This window comes from Xanthobacter wiegelii, from assembly GCF_043193855.2.
Classification (GTDB): domain Bacteria; phylum Pseudomonadota; class Alphaproteobacteria; order Rhizobiales; family Xanthobacteraceae; genus Xanthobacter; species Xanthobacter flavus_A.
In genome coordinates, this window is sequence record NZ_CM195529.1 from 2,953,915 (window position 1) to 2,975,023 (window position 21,109).

Sequence of the window (21,109 nt, forward strand, 5' to 3'; positions counted from 1 at the left end):
TTGCAGCGCATCGGCGCCGGTCGGGGAATTTGCTGCGGCGGCTGAGCCGGCCGCGGCGGGGCATCTTCTGGCCGCGCCTCACTTGGCGTCGGCGGCGACCTGCATCTTCACGATCTTGTCGGGATTGGACACCGTGCCGCTGGCACCGGAGCCCTTCTTGATCTTGTCCACGAACTCCATGCCCGACACCACCTGGCCCACGACCGTGTACTGGCCGTTCAGGCTCGGGGTGGAGTCGAACATGATGAAGAACTGGGAATCGGCGCTATCGGGCGAGGAAGCCCGCGCCATGCCGACGACGCCGCGCGTGAAGGGGGTGCTGGAGAATTCCGCCGCCAGTTTCTGCCCGGAGCCGCCCGTGCCGGTGCCGGTGGGATCGCCGGTCTGCGCCATGAAGCCGGCGATCACCCGGTGAAACGGCACGCCGTTATAGAAGCCCGTGCGGGTGAGTTCCTTGATGCGCGCGACGTGCTTGGGAGCGAGATCGGGGCGCAACTTTATAACGACCCGCCCGTAGGCCGTGTCGAGATAAAGCATGTTCTCTGCCTCCTGCTTGGTCTGCGCCGCCGCCGGCAGCGCGAAGGCGAGCACGACGAAGGCTGCGGCGAGGAAGCGGCCGAATAGGCGCGTCATAAGGGTCTCTCCCGGAAAGCCCCGGCCTCGGGGCGGTTTGGCCGCATGGGCGCGGCGGCGAATGAGGGCGCTATCGCTTGAACTTGGCATTAAGCCGCGCCAGCACTTCGGGCGGCACGAAGGCGGAGACATCCCCGCCCATGGAGGCGATCTGGCGCACGAGAGTGGCGGTGATGGGGCGCACGCGGGGGGAAGCCGGCAGGAACACAGTCTGGATGCCCGGCGCCAGCGTGCCGTTCATGCCGGCCATCTGCATCTCGTAGTCGAGATCCGTCCCGTCGCGCAGGCCGCGGATGAGCAGCGTGGCGCCGAGCTGTTGGGCGGTGGAGATGATGAGATTGTCGAAGGTGACGGCCTCGAGCGTCGCATTCTCCTCCGCCGCCACCGGCCCGCACACCTCGCGCAGCATGGCGAGCCGCTCCTCGGCGGCAAACAGCGGCGCCTTGCCGGGATGGATGCCCACCGCCAGCACCAGCCGGTCGGCGAGGCGACAGGCGGAGCGCACCACGTCCAGATGGCCGTTGGTAAGCGGATCGAAGGAGCCGCCATAGATGGCGGTGCGCAAGGTGTGTTCGCTCATGCGGCCTGTCTTCAGCCTGTTCTGATCCCGCAAGGCCTAGCCTTGCGGGCGCCGGGACGCAATGGGAAGGACCGAAAGGCCCCGTCCCGCTCAGACCTCGAACGAGCCGCCGCTCTCGGGCACCACCACCTTCACCGGGTGACCCTTCAGCGCCTCGACGAAGGCGGAGGCATCCGGCACCAGGATGGGGAAGGTGCCGTAGTGGATCGGCACCACGATCTCCACGCCCGGCAGGAAGCGCTTCACCGCCAGCGCGGCCACTTCGGGCCCCATGGTGAAGCGGTCGCCGATGGGAATAAACACCACCTTCGGCGCGTGGATCTCGCACAGGAGCCCCATGTCGGAGAAGATGTCCGTGTCCGCCATGTGCCACACGGTCGGCTCGCCCGGCGCCTTGATGATGAGGCCGGTGGGGTTGCCGAGATATTCGGACGGCGCCGCCGGGCCGCCGGAGGAATGGTCGGCGCGCACCATGGTCACGCTGAAGCCACCGAGGTCGATCTTGCCGCCGGTGTTCATCATCTGCGGCGCATTGCCGGCGCCCTTGGCCGAGAGGTAGGCGCACAGCTCGGGATTGGCGACCACCGGCAGCGTCCGGCTGGCGTCGGCCGCATCTTCCACCAGCGAAAGCGTGTCGCCGATATGGTCGCCATGGCCGTGGGTGAGCAGGATGTGCGTCACCCCGCGCGCGGCGTCCTCGACCGTGGAGCGAAAGCTCGGGTTGCCGGTGAAGAAGGGATCGATGAGGACGGCCTTGTCGGCGAAATCAAGCCGGAAGGCGGCGTGGCCGTACCAGGTGATCTTCATGGGATTGCCTCTGGTGGCTTCATGCATGCGCGGGATGGTCCGGCATTGCGCCGGCGCGCGGGGAAGGGTTCGGGGCGCGGAGTATCCCGGAAGCCCCGCGAACGCGCAATCTCCTCAGCCGATGGTCGAGAGCGAGGGGAAGGTCTCGATCAGCCAATAGCTCGCATGGGCGATCCAGCCGGACATGAAGGCGATCCCGGTGAGCACCAGCAGCGCGCCCATGGCTTTCTCCACCACCGGCAGCATCTTGCGCATGTGGACGAGGCCGCGCAGGAACGGCCGCACCGCGAATGCCGCCGCAAGGAACGGCACGCCGAGGCCCAGCGAATAGATGGCCAGCAGCCCCGCACCCTTGGAGACGGTCGCCTCCGACCCCGCCACCGCGAGGATGGCCCCGAGCACCGGGCCGAGGCAGGGCGTCCAGCCGAAGGCGAAGGCGAGGCCCATCACGAAGGCGCCCCACAGCCCCGTTGGCGCATGCACATGCGCGCGCGCCGTGCGGTGCAGCAGATGAATGCGGAACACGCCGAGGAAATTGAGCCCCATGATGATGATGGCGATGCCGGCGATAATGGACAGCACGTCCAGATGCGCACGCAGAAGGTCGCCGATGGCCGAGGCCCCAGCCCCCAGCGCCACGAAAACAACGCTGAAGCCCGCGACGAACAGGGCCGCCCCGACCAGCGCCCGCCGCTCCACCTCCTTCACCGGCTCGGCACCGGCGAGGTCGTCCAGCGTGCTGCCGCCGAGGAAGCACAGATAGGGCGGCACCAGAGGCAGGACGCACGGAGAGACGAAGCTCGCAAGGCCGGCGAGGAAGGCGGCAGGCAGGGTCACGTCGGCCATTCTTGGGTCGCGGCTCTCTTCTCGTGGACGGGAATGCCCCTCTTATTGCCCCTATTGAAGCCCCAGGCCGGCCGGGGCAAGCCACACATCGCCGCGCTCGCCGGCTTGTGAGCGGCGCTCCCGCGCCCCATCCGCGCGTCCGCGCCCCTTGCGGTCGCCGCATTTGAAGGACATTTCAGGACAATGAGCGACGAGCGCACTTCCCCACGGCGGCCGCAGGTGTTCCGCCTCGACGAGGCGAACATCACCCTGGCTCCGCCCGAAATGGCGGAGGTAGAAGCCGCCCTGCCCGTCCCGGTGCCCGTGAAGCCGAAGCGTGGCTGGGGCATGTCGCTCGCCACCTTGTTCTGGTCCGCCCTTGGCGGCGTGCTGAGCCTCGCCGCCTATGTGGGTCTGAGCAAACTCATCGAAGACCTCTATGCCCGCGCGCCGTGGCTCGGCTGGGTGGGCATCGGCGTCACAGCCCTCCTGCTCATCGCCGCCGTGCTGATCGTGGCGCGGGAGGTGGCCGGCCTGTCGCGGCTGGCGCGGCTCGACGACATCCGCGACCGCGCCGAGCGCGCCCTTGCCGAGGACGACCGCCCATTGGCGGAAGGCGTGGTGCGGGACGTGCTCAAGCTCTCCTCCCATGCCCCCACGCTCGCCCGCGCGCGCATGGATCTGGAGGGCCACCTCTCCGGCATCATCGATGGCGCGGACCTCGTGCGCCTCGCCGAGCGCTCGCTGTTGCCCTCGCTGGATTCGCAGGCGCGTCAGATGGTGTCGGACGCTGCCCGCAACGTTTCCGTCGTCACCGCCGTGTCGCCGCGCGCGGCGGTGGACCTTGCCTTCGTGCTCTACAGCGCAGTGACGCTGATGCGCCGGCTCGCCTACCTCTACGGCGGGCGGCCGGGCACGCTCGGCACCTTCCGGCTGGTGCGCCATGTGCTCGGGCACCTCGCCGTTACGGGCGGCATGGCGGCGGGGGATACGCTGGTTCAGCAACTCGTCGGCCAAGGCCTCGCCGCGCGGCTCTCCGCCCGATTGGGCGAGGGCGTGGTGAATGGCCTGCTCACCGCCCGGCTTGGGCTTGCCGCCATTGCGGTGACGCGGCCTCTGCCCTTCACCGCCCTTCCCGCCCCACGCCTCGCGGATGTCGCAACAGGCCTGATGCGCAAGGTGGAGGAAGAGGAGGCGGCCGCCTCACGCCGGTAGCAGATGGCGCGGCAGGGCGCCGGGCGCGTAGGTGACGGGCCGGTTGCGCCAGATCATCTCGGCGGTGGGCCACACCACGAAGGCGCCCATCGCCGCGAGGAACATGGCGAACGCCCATTCCTGCTGCAGGATGGCGAAGCCGAGCACCGCAAGAAGGCCCGCCAGCGCCGCGAGACCGGCAACGACCATTGCCCAGAAGCGCAACGGGGCATATCCGCCCCGGTAGCGAGGGGTGGCGCCGGAGGCGGCGAGCGCGCGATGGAAGGCCCGGACGAAAGCGGCATAATCTTCCCGCTGGTCCCGCACGCCGGTCAGCGAGATGCGCGAGGCGGAACCGACCTTCAGGCGCGGCCCGTCGCGCCCCGCGATGTCCATCTCGAAGCTGGGCGCGGCGAATTTCGCCGGCAGGAAGCGCAAGTGTACGGCCGTGATGTCCGCCAGCCGCAGCCGGCCCTCGCGCGGGCCTATGCTCCACAAAAGGGCCTCCGGCACCAGTTCCAGCCGCACGCCCGCGCCACCGAGGCGGGGCAGATGGGCATAGGCGATCGTCCCGGTCGAAGAAGCGGCCGTCACGTCAGTTCCCGCATGGCGGCGTCGATGCCTTGAACGGTGAGGGGGAACATCCGGTCTTCAAGGATCTGGCGCATGACGCGGATGGATTCCGTATAGCCCCAGTGCGGCTGAGGCACCGGATTCAGCCAGGCGGCCTTAGGATAGGTGGTGAGCAGGCGCTCAAGCCACAGCTTTCCCGGCTCGGCGTTGTTGTGCTCCACCGAGCCATTGGCGAACATGATCTCGTAAGGGCTCATGGAGGCGTCGCCCACGAAGATCAGCTTGTAGTCGTGGCCGTAGGTGTGGAGCACATCGAACAGCGGGATGCGCTCGGAGGCGCGGCGGGCATTGGACTTCCACACGCTCTCATAGACGCAATTGTGGAAGTAGAAGTGCTCGAGGTGCTTGAACTCCATGCGCGCGGCGGAGAACAATTCCTCAACCTGCTCCACGTGCCAGTCCATGGAGCCCCCCACGTCGAGGAACAGCAGCACCTTCACCGCATTGCGCCGCTCCGGCCGCAGCTTCACATCGAGATAGCCTTGGCGGGCCGTCTCACGGATGGTGCCGTCAAGGTCCAACTCATCCGGGGCGCCGATGCGGGCGAATTTGCGCAGCCGGCGCAGGGCCACCTTGATGTTGCGGGTGCCGAGTTCCACCCCGTCGTCCAGGTCCTTGAACTCACGCTTGTCCCACACCTTCACCGCGCGGAAGTTGCGGTTGCCGTCCTGGCCGATGCGCACGCCCTCGGGATTGTAACCGTAGGCACCGAAGGGGGAGGTGCCGGCGGTGCCGACCCATTTGGAGCCGCCCTGGTGGCGTCCCTTCTGCTCCTCCAGCCGCTTCCTGAGCGTCTCCATGAGCTTGTCGAGGCCGCCCATGGCCTCGATCTGCGCCTTCTCCTCGTCCGTGAGGTGCTTTTCGGCGAGCTTGCGCAGCCACTCTTCGGGGATGGAATGGCCCTCCTCTCCCAGCGCCTGCTCCAGCCCCTTGAAGCAGCGGCCGAAGACCTGGTCGAAACGGTCAAGGTGGCGCTCGTCCTTCACGAGGCTTGCGCGGGCGAGATAGTAGAACGCCTCGACCTGACGGCCGGCCACGTCGCGGTCCATGGCCTCCATGAGGGTGAGATATTCCCGCACCGAGACCGGCACGCCCGCCGCCTTGAGGGCCTCGAAGAAGGCAATGAACATCCCGTCCCGGTCCTTCCACTGCCGCGTCGCGCGGCCCCGTCCGCCATCTGGGCCAGAGCATAGCGCTCTCGCGTGGTGACGCAAAAGCGCCCTGTCCCGCCGTCGCGCCTGCCAAAACGAAAATGCCCCGGCGAGGGCCAGGGCATTTCCTTGATGTCGGAACAGACCGCCCCGCGCGGGGCGGCAGTCCTCAGTTCACGCCGTAGATGTTGCTGTTGGCGTTGGTGATGGATTCCACGGTCAGGGCACCCAGCAGCACGAGGTTGAGGAACTTGGTGAGTTCCACCGAACCGGCATTGCCGATGTAGATGATGTCCTTGTCCCGCATGGGGATCTTGGTGGCGAGCAGGTAGCCCGTCGGCTCGCGGAAGTTCACCTGATAGATCGTGGGGATGCGGGCCTCCGGCAGATGGGAGACATCGACGCCCATCCGCTCCAGCGTGGTGCGGTTTTCAACGCGGAACAGGAAGGCCGACTGGGGATCCGCCTGCTGGTCCACCAGACCTTCGGATTTGGCCACGGCCTCGCTCAGGCTGATGCTGTCATCGCCGAAATTGAACTGGCCCTGGCGTCCGGTTGCGCCGAAAGCGAGGAAGGTGCGCGGACGGCTGAACACGTAGATGGTGTCGTCCGGCTGCAGATAGACGTTGTTGGCCGGCTCGCGGATCAGCCGGTTGAAGCTGATCGTCGCCTCGCGGTTACCGCGCTGCAGGGTCACGAACAGGTCGTAGCCCTTGCTGGTGATCTGGCCGCCGCGGCTGATGGCGTCGAGGACGCGCTCGCCCGAGGACGTCAGCGGGAACTTCGCGGGGGTGGTCATCTCACCGATGACCGTCACCGAATTGGAGCGCTGCGACTTCACCGACACCACGGCCTGGGGCTCGATGGCGCGGTTGCGCAGGCGATCGACGATCTCCTTCTCGACCTGCGAGGGCTGGAGACCCGCCGCCCGCACCTGCCCGGCGTAGGGCACCGAGATCATGCCGTTCGGATCCACCGTCTGGGCGGGGATGTCGACGAAGTTACCAGCGCGCGACGCCGCTTCGGCGGGAATGAAGAGGCCACCCGACGACGCTTCGAAGATCGACACGCCGACCACATCGCCGACGCCGATCTTGATGTCCGGAATGGACCGGCGATCGTTGCGGAAGGTCCCGATGAGCCCCTTGGAATCCATGGATGCAAGCACCTGGACCACCTGGGCAGTCACCGGCACCAGCTTGTAACCGACGCCGTCGGTATCCTGAGTCGCGGCACTTGTGACTTCGACCGAATAAGGTCCGGAGGCGGGCAGGAGATTGCAGCCGGCCAGTGCCATGGAGACAGCAATCGAGACGGCGATTCGCGTCGTGCGACGGAACCGGCCAATCAAATTTTCGGTGGCAAGATTCACTGCCAAAGCCCCCGTGAATTACGTGCTTCTACCTAACACGAGGGAAGCGGGCGGGCATATTGCAGGGCAGCAGAGATTGGCTCAACGACGCCAGTTCTACCGCCCATGTGGCAGAAGAGTCACAGCTAAAACCGTACCAGGATACGGCACACCAACGATGTCAAGGTTAACGCCACCGAACCCGCGATAGTCTTGCGTTTTGCAAGCCCTGCCGTAGCGGCGACTCGACCGCGCAGCAGGCGCCGGCCGCCTCTTTGCGGCCGTTCAGGTGGCGATGAGGAACCGATCCGCGCCTTCGAGCACCAGGCAGGTGAGATGCCCCGTGGCATAGGCGCCGGTGTCGATATTGATGCGGTTGCTCAGCACCTCAGGGTCCTTCATGGGGGTGTGCCCATGAACAATGCAGTGCCCGAACCAGTCCGGATGGTCGAGGAATTCCCGCCGGATCCACATCATGTCCTCGCGGGTCTGCTCCTCCAGCGGAATGCCGGGGCGAAGGCCGGCATGGACGAAGGCATAGTCGCCGCAGACAAAATGGCTGGAGAGCATGCGCAGGAAGGAGATGTGCTGGGTCGGCACGGCGGCCCGCCACTCGTTCCACAGCCGGGACTCGTCCACACCGGGGGCCGGGCGGACATAGGAATAGACGGTCTCGAGGCCGCCCATGCGCAGCCAACGCGAGAACGCCTCCTGCGACAGGAGGGACTCCAGCATCACCGCTTCGTGGTTGCCGGAGATGCAGATCGCCTTGTGATCCTGCCGCCGCTTGATGAGCGCATCCAGCACGCCGGACGACTGCGCGCCGCGGTCCACATAGTCGCCCAGATAGACCTCGATGCAGTCGGGACCAGGATTGGCGGCCATATCCTCGTCGATCGCGGCCTGCAGCGCGGTCAGCAGATCGAGCCGGCCGTGGATGTCGCCGACGGCATAGATGCGCATGTGGTCCGGGACGAGCGGGATGGCCGGATCGCGATAGTGTTCTGTCACGGTGCTGTTCGGGCGGAGCTTCAGCATCGTCATGTCCGCAACATCCCTGCTGGTGTCAATGCCCCCGCACGAACCACTGGTAAGCCCCTAATATAACCCACAAGTTCGATTCTGGCGATGTTTTAGTTGCAACGCAACAATAACCACACGATCAGACGTGAGCGTCGCAATAATTTCTTCGCGACGCGGTAGCGGGGGAGCGAATGGCGTTCGAAATCGCGGCGCTGGCCGTGCTGCTGGAGGTATTGCTTGGATATCCGGCGGCTCTGGTGCGGCGGATCGGCCACCCCGTTATCTGGATCGGCCGGCTCATCCTCGTCCTCGACCGGCGCCTCAATCGACCGGCCTTCGCACCGGGCCGGCGCCGGCTCCTGGGTGTCGTCACCGTGGCGCTGGTGCTGGCGGCCGCCGCGCTGCCGGCCTTCGCACTGGAATGGCTGCTGCGCCCCCTCCCCTTCGGTATCGTGATCCTCGGCCTCGCAGGATCGAGCCTGATCGCCCAGCGCTCCCTGCATTGGCATGTGGAGCGCGTGGCGGAAGCGCTGGAGAGCGGCAGCCTTGAGGCCTCCCGCGCGGCTGTCGGCCATATCGTCGGACGTGATCCGCAGACGCTGGATGCAGAAGGCGTCGCCCGCGCCGCCATCGAGAGCCTGGCGGAGAATTTTTCCGACGGCGTGGTGGCCCCCACCCTGTGGCTCTGCGTGGGCGGGCTCGCGGGCGGGGCGGCCTACAAGGCGCTCAACACGGCTGACAGCATGATCGGCCACCTCACCGAGCGCCACGCCGCCTTCGGCTGGGCCGCGGCCCGGGCGGACGACTACGTGAACCTGCCGGCCTCGCGCCTCGCCGGAGCGCTCATCATCGCCGGTGCGGCGCTCACGGCCGGCGCCCACCCAGGCGATGCCCGCCGGGCCATGCTGCGGGATGCGCCGCGCCATCGCTCGCCCAATGCAGGCTGGCCGGAAGCGGCCATGGCCGGCGCCCTGGGGCTGCGGCTGAATGGCCCGAAGGTCTATGCGGGCGTGCTCACGCAAGACGCCTACATGGGCGATGGCCGGCACGAGGCGACCGCTGGGGACGTGCGCATGGCGCTGAAGGTGTACCGGCGCGCCGACGCCCTCATGATCCTGCTGGTGCTGGCGGGTGCCGGCCTCACCCTGCTCGTCTGAGGGATCAGCGCGCCAGCGCCAGAAGTCGGTCGAGGTCGAGGTGGGCGGCCAAGTGGGCGGCCAGTGCGTCCAGCGTCGCCTCCACGCCGTCCTCATAGGCCACGGCGCCGCCCGCCCCGCCCAGCCGGCCGAGCAGGGCGGCGCGGAAGGTGTCCGAGGCGAACAGCCCGTGGACATAGGAGCCGGCGACACGGCCCGAGGCCGAGCGCGCGCCTTCCGGCCGCCCATCGGCGAGATGGCCAAAGGCGCGGTCGCAATCCGCGCCCCGGGTTGCCCCCATGTGCATCTCGTAGCCATGGAAGGGCGCGCCCTCGGCCGTGCCGCTCACCTCCTCCAGCCGTTTTTCGCCGGTCAGCACCGTGTGGACATCGAGCAGCCCGAGGCCACGGGCGATCTTCGCCTCGCCCTCCACTCCATCCGGATCGGCGATGGTCTGGCCAAGCATCTGATAGCCGCCGCACAAGCCCATCACCGCCCCACCGCGCCGGGCGAAGGCGAGGATGTCGTGGTGGAGCCCGCCGGCCTTGAGCGCGGCAAGGTCCGTGATGGTCGCCTTGGAGCCGATCATCAGCACCAGATCGGTATCGAGCGGCAGGGTCTCGTGCGGGCGGATGCGGCGCACCTCGACGCCCGGCTCGGCATCGAGCGGGTCGAGATCGTCGAAATTGGAGACATGGGGCAGGATCGGCACGGCGATGCGCAGCCGCGCCCCGGCCTTGGGCGGCGGCGGAGCCGACAACGCAAGCGCATCCTCCGCCGGCAGGCGAGCCGCATCGGGAAAGTGCGGCACGAGGCCGAGGGCGTCCCAGCCGGTGAGGCGCGCGATCAGATCCATGCCGGAGGCGAACAGCGCCGGATCACCCCGGAAACGGTTGACGATGAAGCCCCGGATCATGGCCGCGTCGGCGGCCTCGATCACCGCCTTCGTCCCGGCGAGGCTGGCGATGACGCCGCCCCGGTCGATGTCGCCGATCAGCACCACGGGCACGTCAGCCGCCCGCGCGAAGCCCATGTTGGCGATGTCGGCGGCGCGCAGATTGACCTCGGAGGCGCTGCCCGCGCCTTCCACCAGCACGAGGTCGGCCTCGGCCTTGAGCCGCGAGAAGCTGTCCAGCACCGCCGGCATCAAGGTGGGTTTCAGAGACTGGTAGGCGGCGGCCTTCGCCGTGCCGTGGACGCGGCCCTGAACGACCACCTGCGCGCCAGTCTCGCCCTGCGGCTTCAGCAGCACCGGGTTCATATGCACGCTCGCGCGGACCCGCGCGGCCCGCGCCTGCAAGGCCTGCGCGCGGCCGATCTCTCCGCCGTCCGCCGTCACGGCGGCATTATTGGACATGTTCTGCGGCTTGAACGGCCGCACCCTGAGACCGCGCAGCGTGAAGGCACGGGCGAGACCCGCGACGATGAGGGACTTGCCCACATCCGAGCCCGTGCCCTGAAACATGAGCGCGCGCGACATCAGAACTCGATGCCCGGCTGCGCCTTCACCCCGGCGGCGAAGTGGTGCTTCACCAGCCCCATCTCGGTCACGAGATCGGCCACGGCGAGAAGCTCGGGCTTTGCATTGCGGCCGGTGACGACCACATGCAGCCCCGGCCGCCGCGCCGCGAGGGTCGCGACCACCTCGGCGAGGTCGAGATAGTCGTAGCGCAGGGCGATGTTCAGCTCGTCGAGGATGACGAGCGAGATGGTCTCGTCGGCCATCAGCTCGCGCGCCTTGCCGAAGGCGCGGACGGCGGCGGCCTTGTCGCGGGCGAGATCCTGCGTTTCCCAGGTGAAGCCCTCGCCCATGGTGTGCCAGCTCACACGGTCGCCGAAGGCCTGGAAGGCCTCCTGCTCGCCGGTCTGCCAGGCACCCTTGATGAACTGCACCACCCCCACCCGTCCGCCCCGCCCCAGCATGCGCAGGGCGAGGCCGAAGGCCGCCGTGCTCTTGCCCTTGCCGGGGCCGGTGTGGACCACCAGCAGGCCCTTCTCGATGGTCTTTTCCGCCACCTCCTTGTCCTGCACCGCCTTGCGCTTTTCCATCTTGGCGCGATGGCGGGCGGCGGCCTCATCGTCGGGAGACGGGGGGATGGGATCGCTCATGGCGTCTCCTCCTTCAGGGTCAGGGGCAGGCCGGCCACCACCAGCACCACCCTGCCGGCGCGGGCGGCGAGGCGCTGGTTGAGGAGGCCGGCGGCGTCGCGGAAGCGGCGGGCTAAGGCATTGTCGGGGACGATGCCGAAGCCGACTTCGTTGGCGACGCAGATGGTCGGGCCCGGCCGGACGACGAGGGCCGCCTCCAGCGCGGCCGCCTCGGCGTCGAGGTCGTGCTCGGCGAGCAGGTGGTTGGAAAGCCAGAGGGTCAGGCAATCCACCAGCACGGGACGGGCGGGCGGCAGCGTGGCCAGCGCAGCGGCGAGAGCGAACGGCGCCTCCACCGTCTCCCACTCCACGCCCCGGCGGCCGCGATGGAGCGCGACGCGCGCCTCCATCTCGGTGTCCGGCTGGCCGCCGTAGCCAAGCTGGGCTGTGGCCATATAGGTCCAGGGGCCGGGATGGCGCATGGTCTCCCGCTCCGCGAACCGGCTCTTGCCGGACCGCGCGCCGCCGAGCACCAGGACCAGAGAACCGGCGGACGACGCCTCCGCCATCAGATCCGGCCTCCGGCCGACGCATGGGCCGACCCCGACCCCATGCGTGGGCGGTGGCCGGTTCGGCTGGCGCAGCGCGTCCTCATCCCGTTTCCTCCCACCACCGCCGCTCCAGAACGGCGTGACTATAGGGGCCGGCAGCAGGCCCGCAAGCTGAGGAGAGCCGGAGGCCTGCGACGCACAAGCGGCGCCAAGATACCTCCGATCAAACACCGACTCGTCGTCTTTTCGGTTGGCCCCAGGCGACGCAGGCTGCCGGGCGCTTGAGTTGGGGGAAGATCGAAAAGCACTTTAAGGATGGCAAATTAACCATAAATATCAACATTTTATGGTTATTATCTGACTTTAACGACCAATCAAGAGTCGTGCAGATTAGAGAATTATATTGTAAATCAGATACATATGCCATTTTCATGCGGTATTAATGGCATTAATTTACCACTTAATGTATTAAGTTAATCTCTCATCAATTCATTATAAACATATGAGATATATACATAATTTCTGGTTTAGGAGAAAATTCCTAGATTTTCGCTCCCCCGCCCCTGGCCCGAAACAGGTCCTGCCCGGCTCCTTTGCCCGGGGGGAGCAAAACGTCCTGCTGATTTCCTTTGAACCGTAGGGCGAAGCTCATCCGCGCCTTTGCACCCACGCTTTCAGGTGCTCCAAGGGCACTGGGCACGGACATGGCACTGCTCCGCATGCAAAGGGACCGACGTCTGCGCCGATGACGGCCGGCAGAGGCTGACGCGGATCGATTCCCCTCCCCTGCCCCGCACTACCGAGAGGCAAATCGGCGATTCAGGCCGCAGCGCGAAGCTTTTCGAGCGCCTGCCACACCTCGGCGGCGGAGATATCGGCGAGGCACGGCGGCCCTTCGCGCACATCAGGGGCGATGCGGCAGCTGGCCTTCTCGCAGGGGGCGCAGTTGCGCCGCGCCTTCAGCTCGGTGACACGGGCACCGAAGAGGCCGGTGAGCACCGGGTTGGTCGGGCCGTAGAGGCCGACGGTCGCCACGCCATAGGCGGCAGCCAGATGGCCGAGGCCCGTGTCCACCGTCACCACCCCCGCGGCGCCAGCGATCTCGGGGGCGAGACCCTCCAGCCCCTGCGGCGGCAGAAGACGCACGTTCCCCTGCCCGGCGGCGATGGCCTCGGCACGGGCGCGCTCCTCGGCGCCGTGGGCGAACAGGCGCACCTGCATGCCCGCCGCGCCCGCCCGCGCCGCCAGGGCGCGCCAGCCGTCGAGGGTCCATGTCTTGGTGGGCCAGGTGGTGCCGTGCAGGAAGACGAGATAGGGAGCGCCGCCGGGGCCCGGCCGCAGCCCCGTATCCTCGGGCAGGCCATCGAGCCCATAGCCGAGCGCCGCCGCGAACAGCTTGCGGAGGCGCACAGCCATATGCTCCACCTCAGGCACGTGGTGGCGCGCGCCATAGAGCAGGCTCGCCAGCCCCTCGCGCGCGCTCGCCCGATCGAAGCCGTGCCGGGGGCCACGGGCGAGAGCGGCCACGGCGGCGCTCTTCATCAGCCCCTGCGCGTCGATCACGAGATCATATGGCTCGGCCGCCAGCGCAGCCCGCACTCGCCCGGCCTCGCCGCCGGACAGCGCCGCGAGCGGCCGGCGCAGCATCCGGCGGAGCGGAACGGTGATGGTGCGGCGAACGGCGGGATGGAGTCGGGCGACCGGCGCGAAGGCCTCCTCCACCGCCCAGTCCACCGTGAGGCCGGGCACGCGGGCGGCCGCATCCGTCAGCGCGGGGAAGGTGTGGACCACATCCCCCAGCGACGACAGCTTCACCAGCAGCAGCTTCATCGGCGCAGTTGCTCGGCCGCGGCCAGAACCTCTTCGGCGGCGATGCCTTCGAGGCAGGCCAGCGTCTTCAGCGGGCACTCGCGCTTGTGGCAGGGCCGGCAGGGCAGATCGCGCGAAACCACGCGGGCGAAGGGCGAGGCCGGCGGCGTCATCTTCTCCGACGACGCGCCATAGATCACCACCAGCTTGCGGTCGAACGCACCGGCGATGTGCATCAGCCCGGAATCGTTGGAAATCACCACATCGGCGCCGGCGAGGATGGCGGCGGCCTCGATCAGCGTGGTGCGGCCGACCAGATTGTCCACCGGCACGCCGGCCGAGGCCTCGATGGCGCTCGCCGCCTCGGCATCCTTGGGCGAGCCCAGGATGCGGATGCGGTAGCCGTCCTTCACCGCCAGCGCGGCAAGCGCCGCGAACTTCGCCGCCGGCCAGCGCTTGGCGGGGCCATATTCCGCGCCGGGGCACAGCACCATCACCGGCCCTTCGCCGGCGAGGGGATATTTGGCGGCGGCCACGTCCAGCGCGCCGTCCGGCAGCATCAGGCGCGGGCGCGGCGCGCGGGCGATGGAGCCGGGCGGAAGGCCGAGAGCGACGAAGCGGTCCAGCGTACGTGCGGTCTTGCGGTCGGGGTCGGGGCGCGCGTCGGTGAGGAGCGCGCTGCGCAGCTCGGCGCGATAGCCCACGCGCTCGGGAATTTCGGCGGCGACCGGCACGATGGCGGCCTTGAACGCGCGCGGCAGGATGATCGCCTTGCCATAGCCCTCGCCCCGCAGGGCGCGGCCCGCCTTCCAGCGGGCGAGGAGGCCGAGTTCGCCATGGCCCAGCCCGAGCGGGATGGTGCGGCGAACGCCCGGGATCATGCGGGCGACGGGAAGGGCGGCGGGCGGCGCCAGCACATCGATGGGCCGGCCGGGCTCACGCAGGCGCAGCACGTCCACAAGGCTCGCCGCCATAACCATGTCGCCGACCCAGGACGGACCGACGAGCAGAAGCGGCGAAACGGAACCAAGGGCACGCATGCGACAACTCGCGGGGTGGAACGCCCCGCGTCATGACAAGGCGGAACCGCCGCGTCAAGCACGCTGGCCTGGACGCGGCGGTCAGTATGGAAACGAAGGCTCAGGCGGCCGGACGGATCGTCTTCTCCACCGACGACTTGATCGGCTCGGACGAGTCAGAAGCGACCTTCTGCGCGAGCGCGGAGAGATCCTTGGCCTGGCCGGTCAGGGCCTCGAACTGCTTGCGGGCGTGGCCGGTGGAAAGCTCCACGGCTTCTGCGACGGTCTTGGCGGTCAGCAGCGAATTGAAATAGTCGAACGCGGAATTCACGTTCGATTGAACCGCCTCGAGCACCTTGGCATTGTACTGCGCCACGCCCTTAGAGGCGGTGGTGGCGCTGTCCTCGAAGGCGGCGTTCACCTGCTCGGCGGCGGCCTTCAGCTTGCTGTAGTTCTCGCGGTAGGTGGCGAGGCCCTTCTCGGCGATCTCGCGGACGGCCGGGGGCACCTCGACGCCGGGAACGGCATTGGTCGAGAACGCCTTTTTCGCCGCTTCGATCTGATCCTGATAAGCCTTGATGAAGGTATCGTTCATGTCATCCTCGGAACCGGGGCGTGGCGATCCGTGCCGAGGTGCGTTGCTGCAGTGCCACCTGAACGCAGCTTAACGCCAAGCGCCGGGAAGCGCTTGCATTGCGAGCATTCTAGATGAGCTGTGTTACCCCGACCAAGGGGTTATACAACAGTAAACGTGCAGCGCAAAATGAAATTCTGCGCTGCACAAGTCAAGGTTTCGAAACCAAGCGGGCCGGCGCCAGCCGGTAGAGTAATCCCGTCAGCCCTGCTGGCTGGGATCGGTCGCCTTCGCCGCTGCGGCCTGAGCCTCGCGCACCGCCGTCTCGCCGACGGTTTTCATATCCTGGGCCACGGTCTGCGCGCTCTGGGCGGCGGCGGCGGCCAGGGTTTTCAGACGCTCGGCCAGGGTGCGGGCGTGTTCGTCCATGGTGCGCACGGCGTTCTCGCCGAGGGCCTTGGCATCGTCGCCGAAGGCCTTCGCCTGCTCGGAGACGGTCTTCAGCTGGTTGGTGAGAAACTCCGCCTGGAGGCCCATCATCTCCTGAGGGCTCTTGGCCGCCACGAGCTTGTGCAGGAAATCGAAGCTCGCCTCGACATTCGCTTCCATCAGGCCGATGGCCTTCTGGCGGAAGTCCTTGATGCTGGAGCTGACTTCCTCGATACGGCCTTCGCTCTCGCCGACCGTTTCCCGCGCATTCTGGAACAGGGTCTCGAACGCCTGCCGGGCCTGCGCCACGTTCTTCTCGGCAATGGCCCGCATTTCTGGGGGCAGTTCCAGATCCGGACCGAACTTCGTCGTCATGGCCGTCTCTCCTCCGGGTGTCGGGCGGCGCAAGCCACCGCGCAGCGACCCATCTTAGTCTACCGTGTCGCCGCTTCGCCATTATGAATGGGAGGCAGCGCGGCGAAGTTGCACTGACGTTAATCAATGGCGCCGAGAATAAGGGGCGGCGGGATGCCCCGCCTCGGTTCACTCCTCCACCGCAAGGTGCGATCCTGCACACGATGACGCAGCACCACGGCAGCCCGGACGACCCGTCTCCCCTCTCGCGGGAGAGCGTGGAGGCCATAGCGTCCGCTCTTCCCGGCGCGGAGGCGGTGCTGGCACCCCTCGCGCGACAGGACCTCCCCTCCTTCCTGATCGACGTCGCCTCCGGCCGCGTGCTTGCGGCGACGCGGGCCGCCGCACATGCCGCCATTGAGGCCGGCCGGACGGCGCCCGAACCGGTGGTGACAGCGGCAGCCCACCTCGCCCGCCGCACGGCGGCCGGATTCGGCGTCGCGCGGCTGCGCCTGCCGGGAGACCTTTCGCCGCGCACCCTGCGCTTTGCCGCCCTCGCCCTGCCCTCGGGGTCCGCGATCCTGTTCGCCGACCCGTCCGCCTTTGTCTCCGCGCCGGCCGAGGCCACACGTGCGGCGGATGCGCCTACCGTTCCACCCGCGCTGCGCCCGCTCCTCGCCCAGCCGCTTCGGGTGACCTGGGAGTGCGACGCGGACGGGCGCCTGCGCGCGCTGTCGCCCTTGTTCGCGGCGGCGCTCGGCAGCCGCAAGGGCCGGTTCCTGGGCGCGAGCTTCGCCGATCTGGAGCGCGGCGGGCATCTGGACGACGCCGATGCGCTCGTGGAGGCCATGGCCTCAGGCGAGAGCTTCACCGAACGGACCGCGAGGGTTCCGGCCGCCGGCGCCGAAGCCCCGCTCGACCTCAGCCTGGGCGGCGCGCCGCTGTTTGATGCGGAACGCCGGCTCAAGGGCGTGCGCGGCTTCGGCATCGTCACGGCGGCGGAGACACCCGCCTTCGGCGAGAAACCCGCGCAGCCGGAGACCCCGACGGCGCCGCCGCCGATCACCTTCGGGCGCAATGTGGTGCCGCTCCGGCAGGGCAGCCTCTCCCCGCAGGAAAGCTCCGCCTTCCGCGAGATCGCCCGCACGCTTGCCGCCGCCATCGAGGACTGGCCGAAAATCCCGCCGGACACGGAGCCGCCCGCCGGCTTCGAGACGACCGAGGCCCCGCCCGAAGCTTTCGCCCCTTCCGGCGACGAGGCGGAACTTCTCGACAAGCTGCCGGTGAGCCTGCTCGTGCAGCAGGAGGGCACGCTGGTCCACGCCAACCGGGCGTTTCTGGCGCTGACCGGCTGGAGCGGGCTCGACGCGTTGGAGGACGCCGGAGGGCTGGAGCGAGTCCTCTCCCGCGAAGCCGGCGCCCTGCATGTGCTGACGCCGGAGGGCGCCCGCCTTCCGGTGGAGGTCCGTCTCGTCGCCGCGCCCTTCCTCGGCCGGCCGGCGCTTATTCACGTCATCCGCCCGCTGGACAGCACTGCGGATGACCGTGAAGCCCGCGCGAGCGCCCGCCGCGCCGCGCTGGACATGGTGCCGTGGCCCGTCTTCCTGCTGGAAATGGACGGTACGATCCGCCTCGCTAATCTCGCCGCGGCCGAACGCCTGGGCTTTCCGGCCCACGATCTCGCTGGCGAGCCCTTCACCATCGCCGTCGCGCCGACCGATCGCGCCGAGGCGATCGCGACCCTCGATCGCGTGCGGGACGATGGCACCTCGGGGCAGGTGGCCCTCGCGCTCCGCAATCGCGCGGGCGAGCTTCTGCCTGGGCGCGCGGCCGTGACCCGCGCCGGCGCAGAGGACCAGCTCCTGTGCGTCGTCATCGGACCGGCGCCCGAGCCGGCCGAGCCTGCTCCCGCGCCTCAGGCGCCCGTCCCGATGCTCTCGGAGGCCGCGCCTCCGGAAAACCTCCTCCCCCGCCTCGCGGGCCGGGTGCGCGCCGGGCTGGAAGGACCCATGGCTGTTCTTCGGGATGCCCCGGCCGAGGCCCTCGACGCGCCGCTGCGGGATGCGCTCAGATCCCTGAACGCCACGCTGGCCGACCTTGCCGCCCTGTCGGAGCCGCCGAAAGCCGAGACGACCGCAGCGGCGTGCAACGTTTCGGCTGCGGTGCGCGCTGCCATCGCCGCGCACCTGCCGGACGCCCGGCGCAGGCGGCTGGCGCTGCGGCTCGACGATGCCGGCGACGTCATCGCTCAAGCCGATGAAGCCTCGCTCGCCGATCTGCTGTCCATGCTGCTGGAGGAAGCCATCGCGGCGACGCCGGCCGGCGGGGCGGTCGCGGTGTCGGTATTCGGCACTGAGGAAGGGACGGAAGGTTCGCGCGCGGTCGTCCAACTGAGCGACGCGGGCGCCGGCCTCGATGCGGAGGCGGCCGCGGCGGCCCTCGACCCGCTCTCCGGTCTTCCGCCCGACGACCGCTTCGCCGCCGATGGACGCCCGCTCCGCCTCGCCCGCATGGCCGAAGCCGCGCGGAGACTCGGCGGAATGCTGGACATCGATCCGGCCGGGAGCGTCGCGACCGGCGAGGATCCGGGCCGGCGGCGCGGCATGATCGCCCGGCTCACCTTGCCGGCCTGAACCGGCTTGCACACGGTGTCCAAACACCACTTGGGTGGTATCCGCACAATGGAACAACTCCATTGTGCAGGCAGAATGCTGTCCGAACGGCCTTCGAGGCTCCATATCGCATATGTACGGAGTTGACGGCGCCTCCCGTCATCTGCAAAAAATGCAATAGAAACAAGTTTTTAGAAGCCTTCCAAGTTAGCTTCGGGCCGTGCCATGATCGTTTGTTCATGCAACGTCTTTTCAGACCGGCAAGTGCTCGATGCACTTGCCGGAACCCCATTGCGCTCTCCCAGCGAAGTTTATCGCTGCCTCGGCTGCTCGCCCCAGTGCGGACGCTGCGCCCGGACCATCCGCACGTTGATGGATCAGGTGCAGGCCCACGACTGCGGTGCGTGCGCGGATGAGTGTCCCGTCGCGGGACTTACCGGAATGGTCGCGGCCGAGTAAGCTGCATAAACCGATTTTCCGAAACACCCGGTGAAAAGCCGGGTGCCACCTCTGCGTACCTTGCACTCACCTTAGAATTAGTCTAAGGATTGATTGAAACTAACTGCCTTACGGCACCAGGAGCTGATGATGAAGGGCGATCCGAAGGTTATTGAATACCTCAATCGGGGCCTGCGCTCTGAGCTGACCGCCATCAACCAATACTGGCTCCACTACCGGATGCTCGACAATTGGGGCTACAAGGCGCTGGCCAAGAAGTGGCGCGCCGAGTCCATCGAGGAGATGGTCCACGCGGACAAGTTCACCGACCGTATCCTGTTCCTCGACGGCTTCCCGAACATGCAGGTGCTCGATCCCCTGCGAATCGGCCAGGACGTGAAGGAAATCCTCGACTGCGATCTCGCCGCCGAGCTCGATGCCCGCGCCCTCTACCAGGAAGCTGCCGCCTACTGCCAGACGGTGAAGGACTATCCGAGCCGCGACCTCTTCGAGGAGCTGATGGCGGACGAGGAAGGCCACATCGACTTCCTTGAGACCCAGCTCGACCTCGTGTCCAAGCTCGGCCTGCAGCTGTACGCCCAGCACCACATCGGCGAACTCGACGAGGATTGATCCTCTCCATCGCCCGACACCCAAAGCCCGGCTTTCATGCCGGGCTTTTTTTGTTTTGGCCGACGATCAGATTGGAGAAAGTATAAACTGGATGAGGCGGACTTAGCTCATTTCACAATTAGATAACTTCCAATGTTTCCGGGCTCACGCCCTTCTTCATTGACCCTTCGTAAGGCCTCGGGCTAGCCAAATCTCCATAGTCTCATGGTGCTCTCTCTGAGCCCGGGCGTGGGGATTTCGATGGGTCGCTTTCATCTCTTGCGGAGCCTTCTCGCCGGTGGCGCACTGCTTGTCGCGGCGCAGGGCGCCAGCGCGCAGCAGGTCGTCAACGTCTACACCACCCGCGAGCCCGGCCTGGCCGCGCCCCTGTTCGAGGCCTTTACCAAGGCCACGGGCATCGAGGTGAAGAGCGTCTTCATCAAGGACGGCCTCGCCGAGCGCGTGAAGGCGGAGGGCGCCAGCTCCCCGGCCGACGTGCTGATGACGGTGGACGTGGGCAATCTGCTCGACGTGGTGGACGCCGGTGTCACCCAGCCGGTGACCTCCCCGGCTCTCTCCGCCATTCCGGCCAATCTGCGCGATCCGGCCGGCAACTGGTACGCCCTCTCCCTGCGCGCCCGCCTCGTCTATGCGGCGAAGGACGAGGTGAAGCTCTCGGCCATCACCTATGAGGACCTCGCCGACCCCAAGTGGAAGGGCAAGGTCTGCATCCGCTCCGGCCAGCACCCCTACAATGTCGGGCTGGTGGCGGCCTATATCGTCCATCATGGCGAGGAGAAGACCGAAGCCTGGCTGCGCGGGCTGAAGGCCAACCTCGCCCGCAAGCCCGCCGGCGGCGACCGCGAGGGCGCCCGCGACATTCTCGGCGGCATCTGCGATCTGGCGGTGGGCAATTCCTACTACGTGGGCCTGATGCGCTCGGGCAAGGGCGGCGCCGACCAGAAGAAGTGGGGCGACGGCATCAACGTGCTGCTCCCGACCTTCCAGGGCGGCGGCACCCATGTGAACGTCTCCGGCGCCGCCGTGGCGAAGAACGCGCCCCACAAGGACGCCGCGGTGAAGCTGCTCGAATTCGCCATCTCCCCGGAGATGCAGGCGGTCTACGCCAAGCAGAACATGGAATACCCGGTCATCACCTCGGCGGAGGTCGATCCCGTGATTGGCGCGCTGGGACCGCTCAAGGTCGATCCCATCCCGCTGGTGGACATCGCCAAGAACCGCAAGCGCGCCAGCGAGCTCATCGACAAGGTCGGCTTCGACAACTGACGG

21 protein-coding genes are annotated in these 21,109 nt (G+C 67.8%); 6 read left to right on the plus strand and 15 right to left on the minus strand.

What is annotated here, in order from left to right; all coding sequences use genetic code 11:
• Positions 1-78 precede the first annotated feature (78 nt).
• The 4 genes from V5F63_RS13685 to V5F63_RS13700 all read right to left on the minus strand — a co-directional run bounded on the left by V5F63_RS13685 (position 79) and on the right by V5F63_RS13700 (position 2,866).
• Positions 79-633: a peptidylprolyl isomerase gene (locus V5F63_RS13685; RefSeq protein WP_209482982.1), complete on the minus strand. Its 555-nt coding sequence runs from the start codon at positions 631-633 to the stop codon at positions 79-81.
• Between the two features lie 70 nt (positions 634-703).
• Complete coding sequence (coaD, locus tag V5F63_RS13690; RefSeq protein ID WP_394029667.1) at positions 704-1,213, minus strand: pantetheine-phosphate adenylyltransferase; 510 nt, start codon at positions 1,211-1,213, stop codon at positions 704-706.
• 90 nt (positions 1,214-1,303) lie between these two features.
• Positions 1,304-2,020, minus strand: coding sequence for a metal-dependent hydrolase (locus tag V5F63_RS13695; protein WP_394029666.1), 717 nt, complete (start codon positions 2,018-2,020; stop codon positions 1,304-1,306).
• A gap of 114 nt (positions 2,021-2,134) precedes the next feature.
• Entirely contained in the window at positions 2,135-2,866 is a 732-nt protein-coding gene (locus V5F63_RS13700) for a cytochrome c biogenesis CcdA family protein (RefSeq protein ID WP_394102361.1), read from the minus strand.
• A 183-nt stretch (positions 2,867-3,049) separates the two neighbouring features.
• Here V5F63_RS13700 and V5F63_RS13705 point away from each other — a divergent pair, with 183 nt between their 5' ends.
• The gene (locus V5F63_RS13705; protein ID WP_394102360.1) at positions 3,050-4,060 is read left to right on the plus strand and encodes a YcjF family protein; all 1,011 of its coding nucleotides are present in this window, start codon (positions 3,050-3,052) and stop codon (positions 4,058-4,060) included.
• Here V5F63_RS13705 and V5F63_RS13710 read toward each other — a convergent pair.
• From V5F63_RS13710 to V5F63_RS13725, 4 genes are all read right to left on the minus strand, one after another.
• Positions 4,049-4,633: a hypothetical protein gene (locus tag V5F63_RS13710; RefSeq protein ID WP_394102359.1), complete on the minus strand. Its 585-nt coding sequence runs from the start codon at positions 4,631-4,633 to the stop codon at positions 4,049-4,051. The genes V5F63_RS13705 and V5F63_RS13710 overlap by 12 nt on opposite strands.
• Positions 4,630-5,802 carry a vWA domain-containing protein gene (locus V5F63_RS13715; RefSeq protein WP_394102358.1) on the minus strand — a complete coding sequence of 391 codons (1,173 nt, stop codon included), beginning with the start codon at positions 5,800-5,802 and terminating at the stop codon, positions 4,630-4,632. Before V5F63_RS13715 ends, V5F63_RS13710 begins: the two co-directional genes overlap by 4 nt.
• A gap of 190 nt (positions 5,803-5,992) precedes the next feature.
• Entirely contained in the window at positions 5,993-7,120 is a 1,128-nt protein-coding gene (locus V5F63_RS13720; RefSeq protein ID WP_209482997.1) for a polysaccharide biosynthesis/export family protein, read from the minus strand.
• Between the two features lie 339 nt (positions 7,121-7,459).
• Positions 7,460-8,218: a metallophosphoesterase family protein gene (locus V5F63_RS13725; protein ID WP_245327158.1), complete on the minus strand. Its 759-nt coding sequence runs from the start codon at positions 8,216-8,218 to the stop codon at positions 7,460-7,462.
• A 170-nt stretch (positions 8,219-8,388) separates the two neighbouring features.
• On the opposite strand from V5F63_RS13725, the gene cbiB reads away from it, so the two are divergent.
• Positions 8,389-9,354 (plus strand): adenosylcobinamide-phosphate synthase CbiB, encoded by a 966-nt coding sequence (gene cbiB, locus V5F63_RS13730; RefSeq protein ID WP_394102357.1) that lies wholly within the window; start codon positions 8,389-8,391, stop codon positions 9,352-9,354.
• 4 nt (positions 9,355-9,358) lie between these two features.
• Here cbiB and V5F63_RS13735 read toward each other — a convergent pair whose 3' ends face one another.
• The 7 genes from V5F63_RS13735 to V5F63_RS13765 form a co-directional block, all read right to left on the minus strand.
• Positions 9,359-10,813, minus strand: coding sequence for a cobyric acid synthase (locus V5F63_RS13735; protein WP_394102356.1), 1,455 nt, complete (start codon positions 10,811-10,813; stop codon positions 9,359-9,361).
• Positions 10,813-11,442 (minus strand): cob(I)yrinic acid a,c-diamide adenosyltransferase, encoded by a 630-nt coding sequence (gene cobO, locus V5F63_RS13740; protein WP_394102355.1) that lies wholly within the window; start codon positions 11,440-11,442, stop codon positions 10,813-10,815. Before cobO ends, V5F63_RS13735 begins: the two co-directional genes overlap by 1 nt.
• On the minus strand, positions 11,439-11,990 hold the full coding sequence (cobU, locus tag V5F63_RS13745; RefSeq protein WP_394102354.1) for a bifunctional adenosylcobinamide kinase/adenosylcobinamide-phosphate guanylyltransferase: 552 nt from the start codon (positions 11,988-11,990) through the stop codon (positions 11,439-11,441). The genes cobO and cobU overlap by 4 nt, the downstream gene beginning before the upstream one ends.
• 801 nt (positions 11,991-12,791) lie before the next feature.
• On the minus strand, positions 12,792-13,802 hold the full coding sequence (gene waaC / locus V5F63_RS13750; RefSeq protein ID WP_394102353.1) for a lipopolysaccharide heptosyltransferase I: 1,011 nt from the start codon (positions 13,800-13,802) through the stop codon (positions 12,792-12,794).
• Positions 13,799-14,821, minus strand: a complete 1,023-nt coding sequence (gene waaF, locus V5F63_RS13755; protein ID WP_209483007.1) for a lipopolysaccharide heptosyltransferase II — start codon at positions 14,819-14,821, stop codon at positions 13,799-13,801. Before waaF ends, waaC begins: the two co-directional genes overlap by 4 nt.
• A 100-nt stretch (positions 14,822-14,921) precedes the next feature.
• Positions 14,922-15,395, minus strand: coding sequence for a phasin (locus tag V5F63_RS13760; RefSeq protein WP_245327160.1), 474 nt, complete (start codon positions 15,393-15,395; stop codon positions 14,922-14,924).
• Between the two features lie 240 nt (positions 15,396-15,635).
• Positions 15,636-16,178, minus strand: a complete 543-nt coding sequence (locus V5F63_RS13765) for a phasin family protein (RefSeq protein WP_209483011.1) — start codon at positions 16,176-16,178, stop codon at positions 15,636-15,638.
• Between the two features lie 203 nt (positions 16,179-16,381).
• Here V5F63_RS13765 and V5F63_RS13770 point away from each other — a divergent pair, with 203 nt between their 5' ends.
• The 4 genes from V5F63_RS13770 to V5F63_RS13785 all read left to right on the plus strand — a co-directional run bounded on the left by V5F63_RS13770 (position 16,382) and on the right by V5F63_RS13785 (position 21,106).
• A complete protein-coding gene (locus tag V5F63_RS13770; protein WP_394102352.1) occupies positions 16,382-18,790 on the plus strand; it encodes a PAS domain-containing protein in 2,409 nt (802 codons plus the stop codon).
• Positions 18,791-18,994: 204 nt separating this feature from the next.
• Positions 18,995-19,228 carry a (2Fe-2S)-binding protein gene (locus tag V5F63_RS13775; RefSeq protein ID WP_081762651.1) on the plus strand — a complete coding sequence of 78 codons (234 nt, stop codon included), beginning with the start codon at positions 18,995-18,997 and terminating at the stop codon, positions 19,226-19,228.
• A gap of 129 nt (positions 19,229-19,357) precedes the next feature.
• The gene (gene bfr, locus V5F63_RS13780) at positions 19,358-19,840 is read left to right on the plus strand and encodes a bacterioferritin (RefSeq protein ID WP_024279492.1); all 483 of its coding nucleotides are present in this window, start codon (positions 19,358-19,360) and stop codon (positions 19,838-19,840) included.
• A 240-nt stretch (positions 19,841-20,080) separates the two neighbouring features.
• On the plus strand, positions 20,081-21,106 hold the full coding sequence (locus tag V5F63_RS13785; RefSeq protein ID WP_209483015.1) for an extracellular solute-binding protein: 1,026 nt from the start codon (positions 20,081-20,083) through the stop codon (positions 21,104-21,106).
• Positions 21,107-21,109: the final 3 nt, after the last annotated feature.

Excerpts from the sequence above, each read along its gene's own strand:
- V5F63_RS13765 (WP_209483011.1), bottom strand. The coding sequence starts at position 16,178 with ATGACGACGAAGTTCGGTCCGGATCTGGAACTGCCCCCAGAAATGCGG.
- coaD (WP_394029667.1), bottom strand. The coding sequence starts at position 1,213 with ATGAGCGAACACACCTTGCGCACCGCCATCTATGGCGGCTCCTTCGAT.
- bfr (WP_024279492.1), top strand. The coding sequence starts at position 19,358 with ATGAAGGGCGATCCGAAGGTTATTGAATACCTCAATCGGGGCCTGCGC.
- V5F63_RS13715 (WP_394102358.1), bottom strand. The coding sequence starts at position 5,802 with ATGTTCATTGCCTTCTTCGAGGCCCTCAAGGCGGCGGGCGTGCCGGTC.
- cobO (WP_394102355.1), bottom strand. The coding sequence starts at position 11,442 with ATGAGCGATCCCATCCCCCCGTCTCCCGACGATGAGGCCGCCGCCCGC.
- V5F63_RS13695 (WP_394029666.1), bottom strand. The coding sequence starts at position 2,020 with ATGAAGATCACCTGGTACGGCCACGCCGCCTTCCGGCTTGATTTCGCC.
- V5F63_RS13775 (WP_081762651.1), top strand. The coding sequence starts at position 18,995 with ATGATCGTTTGTTCATGCAACGTCTTTTCAGACCGGCAAGTGCTCGAT.
- cbiB (WP_394102357.1), top strand. The coding sequence starts at position 8,389 with ATGGCGTTCGAAATCGCGGCGCTGGCCGTGCTGCTGGAGGTATTGCTT.
- waaF (WP_209483007.1), bottom strand. The coding sequence starts at position 14,821 with ATGCGTGCCCTTGGTTCCGTTTCGCCGCTTCTGCTCGTCGGTCCGTCC.
- V5F63_RS13785 (WP_209483015.1), top strand. The coding sequence starts at position 20,081 with ATGGGTCGCTTTCATCTCTTGCGGAGCCTTCTCGCCGGTGGCGCACTG.
- V5F63_RS13705 (WP_394102360.1), top strand. The coding sequence starts at position 3,050 with ATGAGCGACGAGCGCACTTCCCCACGGCGGCCGCAGGTGTTCCGCCTC.
- V5F63_RS13720 (WP_209482997.1), bottom strand. The coding sequence starts at position 7,120 with ATGGCACTGGCCGGCTGCAATCTCCTGCCCGCCTCCGGACCTTATTCG.
- V5F63_RS13760 (WP_245327160.1), bottom strand. The coding sequence starts at position 15,395 with ATGAACGATACCTTCATCAAGGCTTATCAGGATCAGATCGAAGCGGCG.
- V5F63_RS13685 (WP_209482982.1), bottom strand. The coding sequence starts at position 633 with ATGACGCGCCTATTCGGCCGCTTCCTCGCCGCAGCCTTCGTCGTGCTC.
- V5F63_RS13700 (WP_394102361.1), bottom strand. The coding sequence starts at position 2,866 with ATGGCCGACGTGACCCTGCCTGCCGCCTTCCTCGCCGGCCTTGCGAGC.
- waaC (WP_394102353.1), bottom strand. The coding sequence starts at position 13,802 with ATGAAGCTGCTGCTGGTGAAGCTGTCGTCGCTGGGGGATGTGGTCCAC.
- V5F63_RS13725 (WP_245327158.1), bottom strand. The coding sequence starts at position 8,218 with ATGACGATGCTGAAGCTCCGCCCGAACAGCACCGTGACAGAACACTAT.
- V5F63_RS13770 (WP_394102352.1), top strand. The coding sequence starts at position 16,382 with ATGACGCAGCACCACGGCAGCCCGGACGACCCGTCTCCCCTCTCGCGG.
- cobU (WP_394102354.1), bottom strand. The coding sequence starts at position 11,990 with ATGGCGGAGGCGTCGTCCGCCGGTTCTCTGGTCCTGGTGCTCGGCGGC.
- V5F63_RS13735 (WP_394102356.1), bottom strand. The coding sequence starts at position 10,813 with ATGTCGCGCGCGCTCATGTTTCAGGGCACGGGCTCGGATGTGGGCAAG.